Consider the following 14,948-nt stretch of genomic DNA (forward strand, 5'->3'; position numbering starts at 1 on the left):
TTATTTGTTGATGCTACAGTTTCTTCGGTGATAACATCCGAACTCGCATAAAAATTCAATTTTGATATTGTTTTCACGAGGAAACTACTAATGAGACACCAATCATGGATCGCGGGCGCCGGCATGCTGGGAGCGGCTTGCCTGCTTGGCATGTTGTCCCTGGCGCCGCTGCCCGCCTATGCCAAAGGGGCGCCACGGGCCGACGTGCTGGAGCATTGCAGCTGGAACCGCCCGGGCGCCGACCCGTTCATGGGCGATGTCGTGGCCGCCGTGGACCGCTACCCGGACATCGCGCCGCAGGTGCGCGAAGAATTGAAGGCGCGCATGCGCGCGCGCCAGTACGATGAAATCGTCGTGATCAGCCGCGACGCCATCCGCGGCAAAGGCAATTACGATGCGCGCATCAGCGACATGCATTTCGGGCCGGGCCGCGTCTGCCGCAATGTCACGCGCTCAGGCTGGAGCGAGCAGATGCAGGAAAGGGGACTCGTGTACTGCGTGCAGGGCGTTTGCATCCTCGTGCCCACCGTGTGCCGCAATGTCAGCCGCATCACGCAGGCGGCGGCCGCGCCGCGCGGCGCCGAACCGGGCGGGACGGCAGCGGGCGGGGCCGCAGCAGGTGGCGCACCGGCCGATGCGGCACCTGCCGCACCATCGGCGGGCGTGCCCGTCATCGACCATCCCGCCGCCGCGCATAGCGGCTCGTTCACGGGCGGGCTGCCGCCAGCCGTGGTGGCCAGCCTGCCCGTACGGGCCTTCGACATCGTGCGCACCGGCAGCAACACGCTGCTGCCATCGGGCATCGGCGGCGGGCGCAACGGCGGCGGACCACCGCCGCGTGGCAGCAGCGTCATCGAGTCCCTGGTGCCGGCCATCATCCTGCCCTCGGTGCCACCCACCGACCTGTCCGTCTTGCCGGCCGTGCCGGAACCGCACACCTGGGCCATGCTGCTGGCGGGACTGACGCTGCTGGCCGGCGCCACGCTGCGCCGCCGGCCAGCGGCAGGGGTGAAGCTGGCCTGAACGCCGGGGGCGCTATTCGCCGTCGGCCTCGGCGGACAGCCCCGCGTCCGCCGTGCCCAGCAGCAAGGCGGAAGCCTCACCCGGCAAGGCTTCCACGGATTTCAATTTGCGCGCCATCTGCCGGCTGCGCACTTCCGCGCTTTCGATATTTTTCGCCGCCTTTTCCAGGGTCAGCCGGGTTTGCGACAGTACGTCGCCGAACTTGCCGAATTCCGTCTTGACGGCGCCCAGCACTTGCCACACTTCCGACGAACGTTTTTCCAGCGCCAGCGTGCGGAAACCCATCTGCAGACTGTTGAGCAAGGCCGTCAGGGTGGACGGTCCGGCGATGCTGACGCGGTGCAGACGCTGCAATTCGTCGGCCAGTCCCGGCCGGCGCATCACTTCCGCATACAATCCTTCCGTGGGCAGGAAGAGGATGGCAAAGTCGGTGGTCAGCGGCGGTGCCAGGTATTTCTCGGCGATGGTTTTCGCCTCGCCCCGCACGGCCCGTTCCAGCTCGCGGCCGGCGACGGCCACGCCGTCCGCATCGGCCCGCTCGGCCGCGTCGACCAGGCGCTCGTATTGTTCCTTGGGGAATTTCGCATCGATGGGCATCCACACGGGCGGACCGCCGTCGACCATGCCTGGCAACTTCAGGGCGAATTCCACACGCGCGCCGCTGCCCGGCAGCGTTTCCACGTTCTTCGCGTACTGGTCGACAGTGAGTACCTGCTCCAGCAGCATTTCCAGCTGCACTTCGCCCCACGTTCCCCGCGTCTTGACGTTGGTGAGTACCCGCTTCAAGTCGCCCACGCCCAGCGCCAGCTGCTGCATCTCGCCGAGTCCCTGGTGGACTTTTTCCAGCCGCTCCGACACTTGCTGGAACGACGCACTCAACCGCGTCTCCAGGGTGGCATGCAGTTTTTCATCGACCGTCTTGCGCATCTCTTCCAGCCGCGCACCATTGTCGGCCTGCAAGTCACGGATCTTGTTTTCCAGCGTGGCGCGCACTTCCAGCATGCGCTGCGCATTCGATTCCGTCAGCTGCGCCAGGGTCTGGTTGGTACTGTCGGCAAAGCGCGCCAGGCTTTGCGCCTGTTCCTCGCGCCCGACTTTCCCCTGCGCCTGCATCTGCGTGCGCAAGCTGTCGAGCTGTTGCAAGGTCGCCGCCTGGAATTGCGCCAGGCTGGTGGCCAGGTCTTGCCGCGTGGCTTGCGCCGACGCCTGCAGCTGCAGCCGCACTTCGCGCTCGACCCGGTCGATGCGTTCCAGGCTTTGCTGCTGGTGCTGCTGCACCAGGGCCAGGGTGGTGGCGCCATCGCCGGCCGCGCCACGCGGGCGCAGCAAGATCAATAGCAATAAAACGATGGCGACGATGGCGGCGCCCAGCAGGCTGTAAAACTCGATAGGGCTCATGGCTGTCAGTCAGGTTTGTTGCGCATCCAGTCGGCCGTCTGATAGAACGATTCCATCAGGCGCACGCGCAGGGACTCTTCGATGCCCGTGTCTTCCATGGCCCAGGCCATGGCGCGCAGCCACTGGTCGCGCTCGCTGGTGCCGATGGCGTAGGGCAAGTGACGGGCGCGCAGGCGCGGGTGGCCGAATTTCTCGATATACAAGTCCGGCCCGCCCATCCAGCCCGTCAGGAAGAAGTACAGCTTGTCGCGCGAACCGTCCGTCGAGGGCGGATGCATGACGCGGATGCCGGCAAACTCGGGCTCAAGTTCCATCAGATCATAAAAACGGTCGACCATTTCACGCAGCACGGGGGCGCCGCCGATGGTCTCGTACAGGGTGGGGGCAGTGGTATCAGTCATGGCCGCCATGATAGCGCAAGCGCCGGCGGCCCATGCGGCACCCGCCACAACAAATGGCAATATACTTGACCACTCAAGCTTATATCAACTACTATGCAATCTTTAAACACGGACAAAACCACCATGTCGACCACCGCAGAATCACATTTGCTACGCAATACCAACTTCCGCTGGCTGCTGGGCGGCGGCCTCGTGTCCATGCTGGGCGACCAGTTCAGCATGCTGGCCCTGCCCTGGCTGGTGCTCAGCCTGACGGGCGATAGCCTCAGCCTGGGCATCGCCGTGGCCCTGATGGGCGCCCCGCGCGCCGTATTCATCTTGCTGGGTGGCACCATCGCCGACCGTTACTCGCCCCGGCGCGTGCTACTGCTGAGTAAATATGCGAACGCCGCCATCCTGCTGGCGCTGGCCGGGTTGCTGATGCTGGACCAGGCCAGCGTGGCGCTCGCGTATGCGGCCGCGCTGGCGCTGGGCGTCGCGTCCGCCTTCGCCATTCCGGCCGGCACGGCCATCCTGCCGCAAGCCGTGCCGCCGCAGTCGCTGCAGAACGCCAATGGCTTGCAGATGGGCACACGCCAGTTGTCCTTGCTGGCCGGCCCCCTGCTGGCGGCGCTCGTGCTCGGCGCCCACGATGGCGCGCAGCACACCTCCACGGCGGCGCTGGCTGCCGCCTTTGCGCTCGATGCGCTGACGTTTCTGTTTTCCGCCTGGACCTTGCGGCAAGTCACGCTGCGGCCCCTGGCCGTGGTGGCGGCGCAAGGCATGTGGCAAGACATGGTGGCGGGCCTGGCCATGGTGTGGCGCGACCTTCCCTTGCGCAGCTGCTATGCCTACTGGGCGGTGGTGGCCTTCTTCGTCATGGGCCCGCTGCAAGTGGCCTTGCCCGTGCTGGCCAGCGAGCGCCTGCACGGTGCCGCGGCGCTGGGACTGCTGATGGGCGCGCACGGCGCCGGCACCTTGGCCGGCATGCTGGCATCCAGCCTGGGCGGCGCCTGGCTGCGCCAGCGTTTCGGCGTCACCTTGCTGCTCGTCGACGCGGTCGTCGGCCTGCTGCTGATGGCGCTGGGACAAATCAGCACGGCCTGGCAAGGCGCGGCGCTGCTGGCCGTCACGGGCCTGCTGTCCGGTTACTTGCAGGTGGCCATCTTTACGTGGATACAGCGGCGCGTGGCGCCCGCCATGCTGGGCCGGGCGATGGCTGTGTTCATGGGCATCTTCCTGGGCCTGGCGCCCCTGTCGGCGGCGGCCACAGGCGCGCTGCTGCGCCACCTGAGCGTAGGCGAACTGTTCTGCTGCGGCGGCGCCCTGCTGCTGGCGGCCGCCATCGCGGCCGCCCTGTGGACGGACATCCCGCGCATCGCGGGCACCCCTTCCGTATCATTACCTTGAGAAAGTTCCACCATGGATAAAACACGACAAACGGCCCTGAAAGCGGCCTACCGGCAACAAGCGCCAGCATTGGGCATCATCGCGCTGCGCCACCTGCCCAGCGGATGCACGCTGCTCGAACGCAGCCGCAACGCGCCTGGCGCGCTGAACCGCCACCGCTTCGAACTCGCGCTGGGCACGCACCGCAACGCCCGCCTGCAGGCGGACTGGCGGCGCGATGGCGCGGCAGCCTTCCGCTTCGACATCATCGACAGCGTCAAGCCATCGAGCGATCCCGCCTTCGATGCCGAGGCCGAACTCGACGCGCTGCTGGCGCTGCACCGCGCACAGTGGCAGGAACAGGGGCAGCCACTGTATTGAGCAGTATTGCTTTACACTTGCGCACTCAAGCATTGCGCAGCCAACACAAAGAAAACCATGACCGATCACACTTCCCCACCGCAGAACGGCGCCAGCGCGCTGGACTTCTGCCTGCGCCTCGCGCGTGCCCAGGCGCTCATCGTGCGCCGCTTCGACAGCATCCTGGGCAATCTGCACGGCCTGAGCTTTGGCGATTATCAATTGCTGTACCACTTGCAGCGCGCGCCCGGCGGGCGCCTGCGCCGCATCGACCTGGCCGAGCGCCTGGCGCTGACGGCGTCCGGCATCACGCGCTCGCTGATGCCGCTGGAAAAAATCGGCCTGGTGGCGCGCCAGGCCGATGCGCGCGATGCCCGCGTCGGCTATGCCGTCATCACCGGGGCGGGGCAAGCCCTGCTGATCCACGCCGATGCGACGGCGCAGGCGCTGGGCCAGGAATTGCTGGGCAGCGCCAGCGCGGAGCAGCTGGCACCGCTATCCATGCTGCTGGCCGGCATCGCGGGCAGCCAGCCCGGCAACGGCTGACGCGCTCCCCTTACACCAGCGCCAGCCGGCGCAGGCGCCGCGTCGATGGCCACTGTTCCATGCCCGTCTCGTCGCGGATGGCGGCGCAGGCAGCCAGCAGCCTGGCGATGTCTGCGTCGTCGAGGGCGGAATTGAGGGTCAGGCGCACGAGGGCGCGGTTCTTCGCCGTGGCCGGGGCGCAAAACATGGCGCCGTAGATGCCGTGCCGTTCCAGCGCCTGGCGCAAGGCCAGGGTGGCAGGTTCGCCGCCCGCCTCCAGCGCCACGATCTGCTCCGTGCCGTCGCTGACGTTGTAGCCGAGCTCGCGCAAGCCCTCGCGCACCTGCAGCGTGTGGCGCCGCAAGGCGGCGCGGCGCCCGTCGGCGCCCATGATGAAATCGAGCGCCGCCCCCAGCCAGGCCAGTTCATGCGCCAGCAGGCAGGAACTGAAGATGGCGGGGCGCGACTCAGACAAAAAGTATCCCTTGAAGCGGCTGGAACAGCTGATGAAGCCGGCACGCCCGGCAAACGCCTTGGCCAGCGACGCCGTGCGGAAATGCACGCGGTGTCCCAGTCCCCATTCCTCCACCAGGCCCGCGCCCTGCGGGCCATGCGTGCCCAGCGAGTGCGACTCGTCGACCACCACCACGCAATCGCTGCGCTCGGCGATGTCCAGCAATTCCAGCAGCGGCGCCAGGCTGCCGTTGGTGCTGTACAGGGCATCGACGACGATCACGCCGCGGCCATGCTTTTCCACCTGCCGCCGCAAATGCGTCATGTCGTTGTGCAAAAAAGCGACGGCCTGGGCCTGGGCCGACAGCACGCCTTCCCACAGCGACGCATGGGCCTGCATATCGAGGTAGACGGGAATGCCGGGGCCGGCAATACACTGCAGCAAGCCGACGTTAGCCGCCATGCCGGACTGCGCCAGGATGCCATCCTCGCAGCCCATGAAACGGGCCAGCCGGCTTTCCAGCCGGTGCTGTTCGCTGCCTTCCTGCAAGTACACGGCCGACATCAGCATGCCGCCCGCGTTCGCCTGCAACGATGCCACCTGGGCCGCCACCAGTACCGGCTCGGCGGCGATGGACAGGTAATCATTACCCGCCAGAAAGATGGCATCGGCCGGCGTGGGCTGCCAGGCATGGGGATGCTGGCCGCCCAGCAATTGCTCGATGCGCGTGATGTGATGCGCATCCATGCGCCGCACGATGTAATCGGGCAGGCAGTGTTCGGCGCGGACGAAGGATGGGGTATGCAAGCTGGTAGCGATGGTCATGAGTTTTCTCCTAGGGAAATGTTTATTTCAAGTTAAAACCTTGACCGTGTTGCCAACCCGTCCATTGACGTATATCAATGTCCAGTCAGATAGTCGTTCAATCAGGGAAAATTACGCGATGATGACGTTCTGGAAAGCATCAAGGCAGAGTCATGACGCAGCAATGGCAAGGACGATGGACACACTGGCGGCAACGCGTGCGCCAGACACTGCTCCATTCGCTGCTGCATGAGCGCGCACCGCATGAGCACCTGGCCAGGCGGGTTGCCGTGCTGGCCGCCGTAGGCACGGTGACGATGCCGCTGTACTACCTGCTGTGGCAGTTTTTTTTTCCGCAATCCTATGAAAACCTGACCCTGCGCCTGACGGGCGTGGGCATCTGCGTGGCCGGCCTGTTCGCGCGCCGTTTTTCGGCGCGCTGGCTGTCGCGCTACCTGCTGTTCGCTCTCAGCTACATCCTGCCCTTCTTCTTTACCTTCATGTTCGTGATGAACCATGCGTCGTCCATCTGGAGCGAATCGCTGCTGATCGGTCTGGTGGTGCTGTTTCATTTCGAGACAAAACTGGCGTGCCGCGCCTACCTGATCGGCACGGGCGCCGCCTGCCTGGCCGTCATCGTGCAGGGCGAAGGCGGCTTCCTGCTGAAGCCCGAAGTGCTGCAGCAGTTGCCCGTGCACTGGTTCACCATCGCCGCGCTGTCCGTCGTGAAAGTGGGCGGCAAGGTGCTGGAGCAGGAGCGGCTGGCGGGTCTGGCGGCCGGGCTCGGTTCCGTGGCACACGAACTGCGCACGCCGCTGACCAGCGTGGAGGCGAACGTGCGCGGCATGCGCCGTCTGCTGCCGCAGCTGGCCGGCCAGGCGGACGACACGGCGCCGCTGCAGGAAGCGCTGTCGCGCATCCAGTTCGAGGTGCGCCACATGCAGCACATGATCGACCTGTTCCTCCTGAGCGCCAGCGCCGTCAACCGCAACCTGGAACCGAGCCAGGCGCTGTCGATGCTGGACATGGTGAATTCCGTGCTCAGGCGCTATCCGTTTACCGGCAACAGCCAGCGCAGCAGCGTCACGGTGGACGTGCGCGCCGACTTCCAGTTCGCGGGACAGGACGAACTGTGCGTGGTGATCCTGCTGAACCTGCTGCGCAATGCCTTGAAAAGCATCCACCGGGCCGGCAAGGGCCGCGTGCGCATCATCATCGACGGCGCCCGTCCCGTGCCCAGGCTGCTGTTCATCGATACGGGCTGCGGCATCGCGCGCAACCGCCTGCCGCTGATCTTCGAGCGTTTTTATTCGTATCCCGTGCACAACGGCAGCGGCATCGGCCTGGCGCTATGCCGGCAGATCGCCCACGCCTGGCAGGCGCGCATCCGCTGCGTCTCGCGCGAGCATGCGTATGCGATCTTCATCCTGGAATTTCCCCAGCCCGTGCCTGCCCGCTTCCAACCCACTTCCTAGCAAGGTGACGCATGCAACTGCCCGTCTACACCCATCCGACCCTCACCGTGCTGATCGATGACAGCGATTCCTTTTTGAAAAGCATGGCTTTCCAGCTCGATCCCGCGCTGGCGCGCAAGACCTTCCACGACACGAGCACGGCGCTGCGCTGGCTGCAGCAAACGCAGCAGCGCGAAGCCATGCCCCTGCATGTGAATTTCGACCTGCACAGCGCGGCGCCCAACGACTGCAATGTCGCCATCGACCTCGAACGCATCTGGCGCATCAGCGGCCAGGCCCAGCGCTTTGCCGTGCCCTCCGTACTGGTGGTCGATTATTCGATGCCGCAGATGAATGGCCTGGAATTCTGCCAGGCCGTGCGCGACTTGCCGTGCAAGAAGATTTTATTCACGGGGGCGGCCGATGAAAAAGTGGCCGTGACGGCATTCAACCGGGGCTTGATCGACCGCTACATCAAGAAAAGCGACGACGATGCGCTCGACATACTGGAACAGGAAGTCCATGCCCTGCAGCGCGAATTTTTCCTGCAGCAAACAGACACCATGCGCGACCTGCTATTGCTGCATGACTATAGTTTCCTGCAAGACGAAGCGCTGGCCGCCGTCGTGCACGAGCTGTGCCGGCGCCATGGTTTTGTCGAATACTATATTTTCCCGAATCCCAGCGGCATCCTGTTTTTTACGCGCGACGGCCACGCCAGGCTGATGATCATCGAGACGGAACGCAGCCTGCACACGCAGTACGAAATGGCGCGCGACAGCGACGCGCCCGAATCCCTGCTGCTGGCCCTGCTGGAAATGCGTGTGATTCCGTATTTTTCCGACGCCGACAGCGACGGCATGTACGCGGCGCACATCGGCGAAAACTGGTTCCGCTACTGCGCCGCACCGACCATCTGCGCGGGGCGCGAAACCTATTTCTGGGCCCTGTTCGACGTGCCGGCGCACCAGCTGGGGCAGCCGGTCATGTCCTACGCGCAATTTTTGCGCGCGCAGGCGGGCGACGGCGTGGGCGCCTAGTTTTCCCGCAGGGTTTGCAGGGGCGGATGCTTGAGCACGTTACGCAAGCCCAGCCAGCCGCCTGCGATGGCGCACAGGGCGCCAGCCAGCAGCCCGAACGCCCACACGCCCGGTGCGAAGCTCCAGGCGAACTTGAACTGGTACGTGGCCAGGGCCCAGCCCATGGCCGCCGCGCCCGTCGCCGCCAGCAAGCCGGCCAGCGCGCCCACGAGGGAAAATTCGATCAGCTGTGCTTGCGCCAGCTGGCGCCGCGTGGCACCCAGCGCGCGCAGCAGTCCCGCTTCGCGCGTGCGCTCGTCCTGCGAGCCCATCAAGGCCGCATACAGCACCAGCAAGCCCGAGGCCAAGGTGAACGCAAACAGGAATTCGACGGCCGTCACCACCTGGTCCAGCACGCCCTGGATCTGTTTCAGCACGCCGCCCACGTCGACCACCGTCAGATTCGGGTAGTCGCGCAACAGGGCATTGCCCAGGTCCGCCTGCGCCGGCGGCAGGTGGAAGGCCGTGATCCACGTCTGCGGCGTGTCCGCCATGGCGGCCGGATTGATGATGACAAAGAAATTGACGCGCATCGAACCCCATTCCAGCTTGCGCAAACTGGTAATGGCCGCTTCCACGGGCTGGCCGGCGATGTCGAAGCGCAGCTTGTCGCCCAGTTTCAGCTTCAAGGTCTTGGCGATGCCCTCTTCCACCGACGCTTCAGCCGGCGCGCCGGGCGCGTTGCCGAACCACTTGCCGGCCACCAGCTTGTTTTCTTCCTGCATCGTGGCCATCGTCGACAGGTTGAATTCGCGGTCGGCCAGGCCTTTGGCGCGGTCATCCTCGTAGGTGGATTCCGTGATGGTGTTGCCATTCACGGCCACCAGGCGCCCGCGTATCATCGGATACAAGGGCGCGTTGGCCACGCCGGCCTGCGCCAGGCGCGCGGCGATCGGGTCTTTCTGTTCCGGCAGGATATTGATCATGAAGCGGTTCGGCGCATCGGGCGGCGTGGCGTTGCGCCAGGCCACCATCAAGTCGCCGCGCACCACCGTCAGCAGCAGCAAGGCCATCAGGCCCAGGGCCAGCGACACCACCTGGATGACGGTGGCGCCCGGACGGCGCTGCAAGGACGTGACGGCAAAGCGCCAGCCCTGGTGATTGAAGGCGCCGCGCAGGGTTTTCAACGACTTGATGCCCAGCCAGCCGGCCAGGCCGAACAGGGCGAAGCCGCCGAGGAAACCGGCCGCCGTCAGCAAGGCCAGTTTCACGTCGCCCGCCTGCCACAACAGCAGCACGACAAAGGCGGCGATGCCCAGGCCATACGTAGCCACGGCCAGCGCTTGCGGCGGCTCCTGCTCGCGGCGGATCACGCGGTTATGGGGAACATTGCGCAACTGCAAAATCGGCGGCAAGGCAAAGCCCAGCAAGAGCAGCATGCCGGTGGCCACGCCTTGCAGCGCGGGCAGCATCGACACGGGCGGCAAGTCGTTCTGCACCAGTTTGCCCAAGAGTTCCAGCAGCACCAGGTGGCCGCCGAAGCCCACCATCACGCCAACGACGCTGCCAGCCAGGCCGACGAGCAGGAATTCGATCACGTACATGGCCGTGACCTGGTTTTGCGTCAGGCCCAGGCAGCGCAGCATGGCGCAGGCATCGAGGTGGCGCAGCATGAAGCGGCGCGCCGCCATGGCTACGGCGACGGCCGCCAGCATGGCCGACAGCAAGCCGACGAGGGAAAGAAAACGGTCGGCGCGGTCCAAGGTCGATTGCATTTGCGGACTGCCCGATTCCAGCGATTCGATGCGCACGCCCTTGATGGCCTGCGTCTTGATCTGGCTTTCCAGCCTGGCTTGATATTGCGCAAGCTCGGCCGCCTTGGCGGGCGGCGCCGACAGCAGCAAGCGGTACGACACGCGCGAACCGTTCTGCACCAGCGCCGTGGCGGCCAGGTCGCCCAGGGGCAGCATGACTCTCGGGGCGAAGTTCAAAAAGGAAGCGCCGCGGTCCGGCTCGCTGGCGATCAGTTGCGTGACGGTAAATGCCTTGTCGCCCAAGGTGAGTGTGTCGCCCAGCTTCGCGTTCAGGCTGGACAGGATCGCCGCATCGACCCACAGGGTGCCCGGTGCCGGCACCTGGTCCGTGGGCCGTCCGACGGCATCCTGCGCCTCGCTCAATGTGGTCGTGATTTTCAGCTTGCCCCGCTGCGGGTAGCCGGGCGAGACGGCCTTGATCGACGCCAGTTGCGACAGCGATTGCTCGCCCTCGCCCGCCTGCGCCATGCTGGGGAACGTCACCGTGTCGGCCAGGATAAAACCGCGCTGTTGCGCTTCGGCGCGCCAGGCCGCATTGACGGGCTGGTCGGCGCTGATGACCAGGTCGGCCCCCAGCAGCTGGTGCGCGTCGCGGTTCAGGCCCGCGCGCAGGCGGTCGACGAAGAAGCCCACGGCCGACAGGGCCGCCACGGCGACGATCAGGGCGACGAGCAGGAAACGCAGTTGCCCGGCGCGCCAGTCGCGGCCGGTCATTTTCAGGGAGAGGCGGAACATGGGCGGCGGGTCTTCCGGTAGATTTATTGCGCGATGCCGTGGGCGGGGGCGTGCTGCGCGAAATACGCATCGACGGTAGCGAGGAAGGCGTCTTTCTGCGCCTGCGGCAGGAAGGCCGCAATAAAACCGTTGCGCGCCAGGCGCTGCGCGTGGGACAGGCCCAGTGGCAGCGCGTCGAAGATGGCGTCGAAATTGTCGTTCATGTAGCCGCCGAAATACGCGGGATCGTCGGAATTGACCGTCACGAGCAGGCCGGCGTCGAGCAGTTGCACCAGGTTATGGTCGTGCATCTGGTCGAATACGCGCAGCTTGGTGTTCGACAAGGGGCAGACGGTCAGCGCGATCTGTTCGCGCGCCAGGCGGGCCGTCAGGTCCGCGTCTTCCAGGCAGCGCACGCCATGGTCGATGCGTTCGACTTGCAAGTCGTCGAGCGCCGTACGGATGTAGGCTGGCGGACCTTCCTCGCCCGCGTGGGCCACCAGGTGCAAGCCCAGCTCGCGGCAACGGGCAAACACGCGCGAAAATTTCTCGGGCGGGTTGCCCACTTCTGACGAGTCCAGGCCGATGCCGATGAATTTGTCGCGGTGCGGCAAGGCGTCTTCCAGGGTCTCGAACGCTTCTTCCTCGCTCAGGTGGCGCAGGAAACACAGGATCAGGGCCGCGCTGACGGGGCTGTCCTGGCAGGCGCGGTGGATGCCGTTGATCACGTCGGCCATGGCCACGCCACGCGCCGTGTGGGTTTGCGGGTCGAAGAAGATTTCCGTGTGCAGCACGTTATCGGCTTCGGCGCGGCGCAGGTACGCTTGCGTCATGTCGTAGAAATCCTGCTCTTTCAAGAGCACGCTTGCGCCAGCGTAATAAATGTCGAGAAAAGACTGTAAATCCGTAAAAGCATAGGCGCTGCGCAAGTGTTCCACCGATTCATAGCCCAGCGGCACGCCATTGCGCGCTGCCAGTGCGAAAATCAGTTCTGGCTCCAGCGAGCCTTCGATATGGATATGCAGTTCGGCCTTCGGCATGTCGCGGACGATTGCGCGCAATTGGGGGTTCATCATGGGTGTTCCTTATAGGGTGACGATAACAATGCTGGCTCGCGTACGCGCACGCGCGGCGCGCAGGGCCATCAGACATGCAGGCATCTTAGCGCAAGATGGCCGGCCGCACCGGCGAGCGGCCGCCGTGGCCGGCACCGGCACGCGCTGGCGAATTGTCGTATGATGGTTTAACAGGGACAAAAAGGTTCATTGAAACCGGTGGAAAATTTGATGATTTATCCAATTAAATCAACAATTTACAAACAAGTATTAAGGATATGCTGACATATCTTTTGACTTCCTGATCCTTTAGAGCAATAATTAATTTCATGGGGTAATGGTAGGTGCAACAAGCGCTATCAACAGTGAAAAAAAGCCGGCTGGCCACGTCAGCACACGGCATCAAGCGCCAGTTTTTTGGTCCGGGCAATCCGGACTCGCAAAGACAGCCGGGCTTGAAACAACAATAAAAATCGGTACGGGGTACAGGAAAAATTCAGACGGCAAGCCCAGGCGAGTGCCAGGCGGGCGGCCATGGTGACTGGCAGTTCAGGTTTACATTAAAGGACATTGACATGACCATTTTTGATAACTATGCAGCACGCTACGAGCGCACCCGCGAAGAGGAAATGTCGCTCACCGAATACCTGGCCCTGTGCAAGAAGGACAAGCTGACGTATGCCAGCGCGCCCGAACGCATGCTGGCCGCCATCGGAGAGCCTCAGCTGGTCGACACGCGCAACGACACGCGATTGTCGCGCATCTTCGCCAACAAGGTCATCAAGATCTATCCCGCCTTCCGCGAGTTCTACGGCACCGAGGAAGTCATCGAGCAAGTCGTCTCGTATTTCCGCCACGCCGCGCAAGGCCTGGAAGAACGCAAGCAGATCCTGTATCTGCTGGGGCCTGTCGGCGGCGGCAAGTCGTCGATCGCGGAAAAACTCAAGTCGCTGATGGAACACGTGCCCTTCTATTGCCTGAAAGGCTCGCCCGTCAACGAATCGCCGCTGGGCCTGTTCAACGAGCAAGAAGACGGCACCATCCTGGAAGAGGATTACGGCATCCCGCGCCGCTACCTGCGCAACATCCCCAGCCCGTGGGCCGTGAAACGCCTGCATGAATACAATGGCGACATCAACCAGTTCCGCGTCGTCAAGCGCTACCCGTCCGTGCTGAAACAGATCGCCATCTCGAAAACGGAGCCGGGCGATGAAAACAATCAGGATATTTCGTCCTTGGTGGGCAAGGTCGACATCCGCAAGCTGGAAGACTATGCGCAGGACGACCCGGACGCCTACAGCTATTCCGGCGGCCTGTGCCTGGCCAACCAGGGCTTGATGGAATTCGTGGAAATGTTCAAGGCGCCGATCAAGGTGCTGCATCCGCTGCTGACGGCCACGCAGGAAGGCAATTACAAGGGCACGGAAGGTTTTGGCGCGATTCCGTTCGACGGCATCATCCTGGCCCACTCGAACGAGTCGGAATGGAAGACGTTCAAAAACAACCGCAACAACGAGGCCTTCCTTGACCGTATCTATATCGTCAAGGTACCGTACTGCCTGCGCGTGACCGATGAAATCAAGATCTACGACAAGCTGGTGGCCAATTCCTCGCTGGTGAAAGCCCCGTGCGCGCCCGGCACCCTGCGCATGATGGCGCAGTTCGCCATCCTGTCGCGCCTGAAAGACCCGGAAAACTCGAGCATTTTCTCGAAGATGCTCGTCTACGATGGCGAAAACCTCAAGGATACGGACCCGAAAGCCAAGTCCATGCACGAATACGTCGATTACGCGGGCGTAGACGAGGGCATGAACGGGCTGTCGACGCGCTTTGCCTTCAAAATCCTGTCGAAAGTGTTCAACTTTGACAATTCCGAAGTGGCCGCCAATCCCGTGCATCTATTATATGTACTGGAGCAGCAGGTCGAGCGCGAGCAGTTCGCGCCGGAACTCGAACAGCGCTACTTCTCCTATATTAAAGAGCACCTGGCGCAGCGCTATGTGGAATTCATCGGCAAGGAGATCCAGACGGCGTACCTGGAAAGCTATTCGGAATACGGCCAGAACATTTTTGATCGCTACGTGACGTTTGCCGATTTCTGGATACAGGACCAGGAATACCGCGATCCGGACACGGGCGAAAGTTTTGATCGCGAATCGCTGAACAATGAACTGGAAAAGATCGAGAAGCCGGCGGGCATTTCCAATCCGAAGGATTTCAGAAACGAAATCGTCAACTTCGGCTTGCGCGCGCGGGCCTCGAACGGCGGCAAGAATCCCGCCTGGACCAGTTATGAAAAGTTCCGCACCGTGATCGAAAAGAAAATGTTCTCGAATACGGAGGAATTGCTGCCCGTGATTTCCTTCAATGCCAAGGCCAGCGCCGACGATGCCAACAAGCACGCCGACTTCGTCGCCCGCATGGTGGAAAAAGGCTATACGGCCAAGCAGGTACGCCTGTTATGCGAATGGTACTTGCGCGTACGCAAGTCATCCTAGCGCGGACAGCGGAGGCGCGCTCCCGTCCGGCGACTGGCGGGGCGCGCAAGACGAGAGGCAA

The 14,948-nt window shown here is 63.8% G+C and carries 12 protein-coding genes; 7 read left to right on the forward strand and 5 right to left on the reverse strand.

Going from position 1 to position 14,948, the window contains the following annotated elements:
* The first annotated feature begins 90 nt into the window (after positions 1–90).
* Entirely contained in the window at positions 91–1,023 is a 933-nt protein-coding gene (locus tag CLU91_RS10870) for an MHFG family PEP-CTERM protein (RefSeq protein WP_100874163.1), read from the forward strand.
* A gap of 12 nt (positions 1,024–1,035) precedes the next feature.
* Here CLU91_RS10870 and rmuC read toward each other — a convergent pair whose 3' ends face one another.
* Positions 1,036–2,421 (reverse strand): DNA recombination protein RmuC, encoded by a 1,386-nt coding sequence (gene rmuC, locus CLU91_RS10875; protein ID WP_100874164.1) that lies wholly within the window; start codon positions 2,419–2,421, stop codon positions 1,036–1,038.
* Positions 2,422–2,426: 5 nt separating this feature from the next.
* Positions 2,427–2,822, reverse strand: a complete 396-nt coding sequence (locus tag CLU91_RS10880; RefSeq protein ID WP_034754244.1) for a group II truncated hemoglobin — start codon at positions 2,820–2,822, stop codon at positions 2,427–2,429.
* A gap of 123 nt (positions 2,823–2,945) precedes the next feature.
* Between CLU91_RS10880 and CLU91_RS10885 the strand changes: the two genes are divergently transcribed.
* The 3 genes from CLU91_RS10885 to CLU91_RS10895 are packed head-to-tail and all read left to right on the forward strand — an operon-like array spanning position 2,946 to position 5,096.
* Positions 2,946–4,211, forward strand: coding sequence for an MFS transporter (locus tag CLU91_RS10885; protein WP_100876686.1), 1,266 nt, complete (start codon positions 2,946–2,948; stop codon positions 4,209–4,211).
* Between the two features lie 12 nt (positions 4,212–4,223).
* Positions 4,224–4,571 carry a GIY-YIG nuclease family protein gene (locus tag CLU91_RS10890; protein WP_100874165.1) on the forward strand — a complete coding sequence of 116 codons (348 nt, stop codon included), beginning with the start codon at positions 4,224–4,226 and terminating at the stop codon, positions 4,569–4,571.
* Between the two features lie 57 nt (positions 4,572–4,628).
* On the forward strand, positions 4,629–5,096 hold the full coding sequence (locus CLU91_RS10895) for a MarR family winged helix-turn-helix transcriptional regulator (protein ID WP_100874166.1): 468 nt from the start codon (positions 4,629–4,631) through the stop codon (positions 5,094–5,096).
* Positions 5,097–5,106: 10 nt separating this feature from the next.
* Here the strand turns inward: CLU91_RS10895 and cqsA are convergent, their stop codons facing one another.
* Complete coding sequence (gene cqsA, locus CLU91_RS10900) at positions 5,107–6,354, reverse strand: alpha-hydroxyketone-type quorum-sensing autoinducer synthase (protein WP_100874167.1); 1,248 nt, start codon at positions 6,352–6,354, stop codon at positions 5,107–5,109.
* Between the two features lie 197 nt (positions 6,355–6,551).
* Between cqsA and CLU91_RS10905 the strand changes: the two genes are divergently transcribed.
* Positions 6,552–7,808, forward strand: coding sequence for a sensor histidine kinase (locus CLU91_RS10905; RefSeq protein WP_232730704.1), 1,257 nt, complete (start codon positions 6,552–6,554; stop codon positions 7,806–7,808).
* 11 nt (positions 7,809–7,819) lie between these two features.
* Positions 7,820–8,827: a response regulator gene (locus CLU91_RS10910; protein WP_100874169.1), complete on the forward strand. Its 1,008-nt coding sequence runs from the start codon at positions 7,820–7,822 to the stop codon at positions 8,825–8,827.
* Here CLU91_RS10910 and CLU91_RS10915 read toward each other — a convergent pair.
* Positions 8,824–11,355 carry an ABC transporter permease gene (locus CLU91_RS10915; protein ID WP_100874170.1) on the reverse strand — a complete coding sequence of 844 codons (2,532 nt, stop codon included), beginning with the start codon at positions 11,353–11,355 and terminating at the stop codon, positions 8,824–8,826. The two genes, CLU91_RS10910 and CLU91_RS10915, sit on opposite strands and share 4 nt — an antisense overlap.
* Positions 11,356–11,378: 23 nt before the next feature.
* Entirely contained in the window at positions 11,379–12,410 is a 1,032-nt protein-coding gene (locus tag CLU91_RS10920; protein ID WP_100874171.1) for an adenosine deaminase, read from the reverse strand.
* A 554-nt stretch (positions 12,411–12,964) separates the two neighbouring features.
* Between CLU91_RS10920 and CLU91_RS10925 the strand changes: the two genes are divergently transcribed.
* The gene (locus CLU91_RS10925) at positions 12,965–14,887 is read left to right on the forward strand and encodes a PrkA family serine protein kinase (RefSeq protein WP_071075815.1); all 1,923 of its coding nucleotides are present in this window, start codon (positions 12,965–12,967) and stop codon (positions 14,885–14,887) included.
* Positions 14,888–14,948 lie beyond the last annotated feature (61 nt).

This window comes from Janthinobacterium sp. 64 (assembly GCF_002813325.1).
GTDB lineage: Bacteria > Pseudomonadota > Gammaproteobacteria > Burkholderiales > Burkholderiaceae_D > Janthinobacterium.

Bases quoted from the DNA above. Each gene is read 5' to 3' on its own strand.
- CLU91_RS10910 (WP_100874169.1), top strand. From the start codon at position 7,820: ATGCAACTGCCCGTCTACACCCATCCGACCCTCACCGTGCTGATCGAT.
- CLU91_RS10890 (WP_100874165.1), top strand. From the start codon at position 4,224: ATGGATAAAACACGACAAACGGCCCTGAAAGCGGCCTACCGGCAACAA.
- CLU91_RS10870 (WP_100874163.1), top strand. From the start codon at position 91: ATGAGACACCAATCATGGATCGCGGGCGCCGGCATGCTGGGAGCGGCT.
- CLU91_RS10885 (WP_100876686.1), top strand. From the start codon at position 2,946: ATGTCGACCACCGCAGAATCACATTTGCTACGCAATACCAACTTCCGC.
- CLU91_RS10920 (WP_100874171.1), bottom strand. From the start codon at position 12,410: ATGATGAACCCCCAATTGCGCGCAATCGTCCGCGACATGCCGAAGGCC.
- cqsA (WP_100874167.1), bottom strand. From the start codon at position 6,354: ATGACCATCGCTACCAGCTTGCATACCCCATCCTTCGTCCGCGCCGAA.
- rmuC (WP_100874164.1), bottom strand. From the start codon at position 2,421: ATGAGCCCTATCGAGTTTTACAGCCTGCTGGGCGCCGCCATCGTCGCC.
- CLU91_RS10925 (WP_071075815.1), top strand. From the start codon at position 12,965: ATGACCATTTTTGATAACTATGCAGCACGCTACGAGCGCACCCGCGAA.
- CLU91_RS10915 (WP_100874170.1), bottom strand. From the start codon at position 11,355: ATGTTCCGCCTCTCCCTGAAAATGACCGGCCGCGACTGGCGCGCCGGG.
- CLU91_RS10895 (WP_100874166.1), top strand. From the start codon at position 4,629: ATGACCGATCACACTTCCCCACCGCAGAACGGCGCCAGCGCGCTGGAC.
- CLU91_RS10880 (WP_034754244.1), bottom strand. From the start codon at position 2,822: ATGACTGATACCACTGCCCCCACCCTGTACGAGACCATCGGCGGCGCC.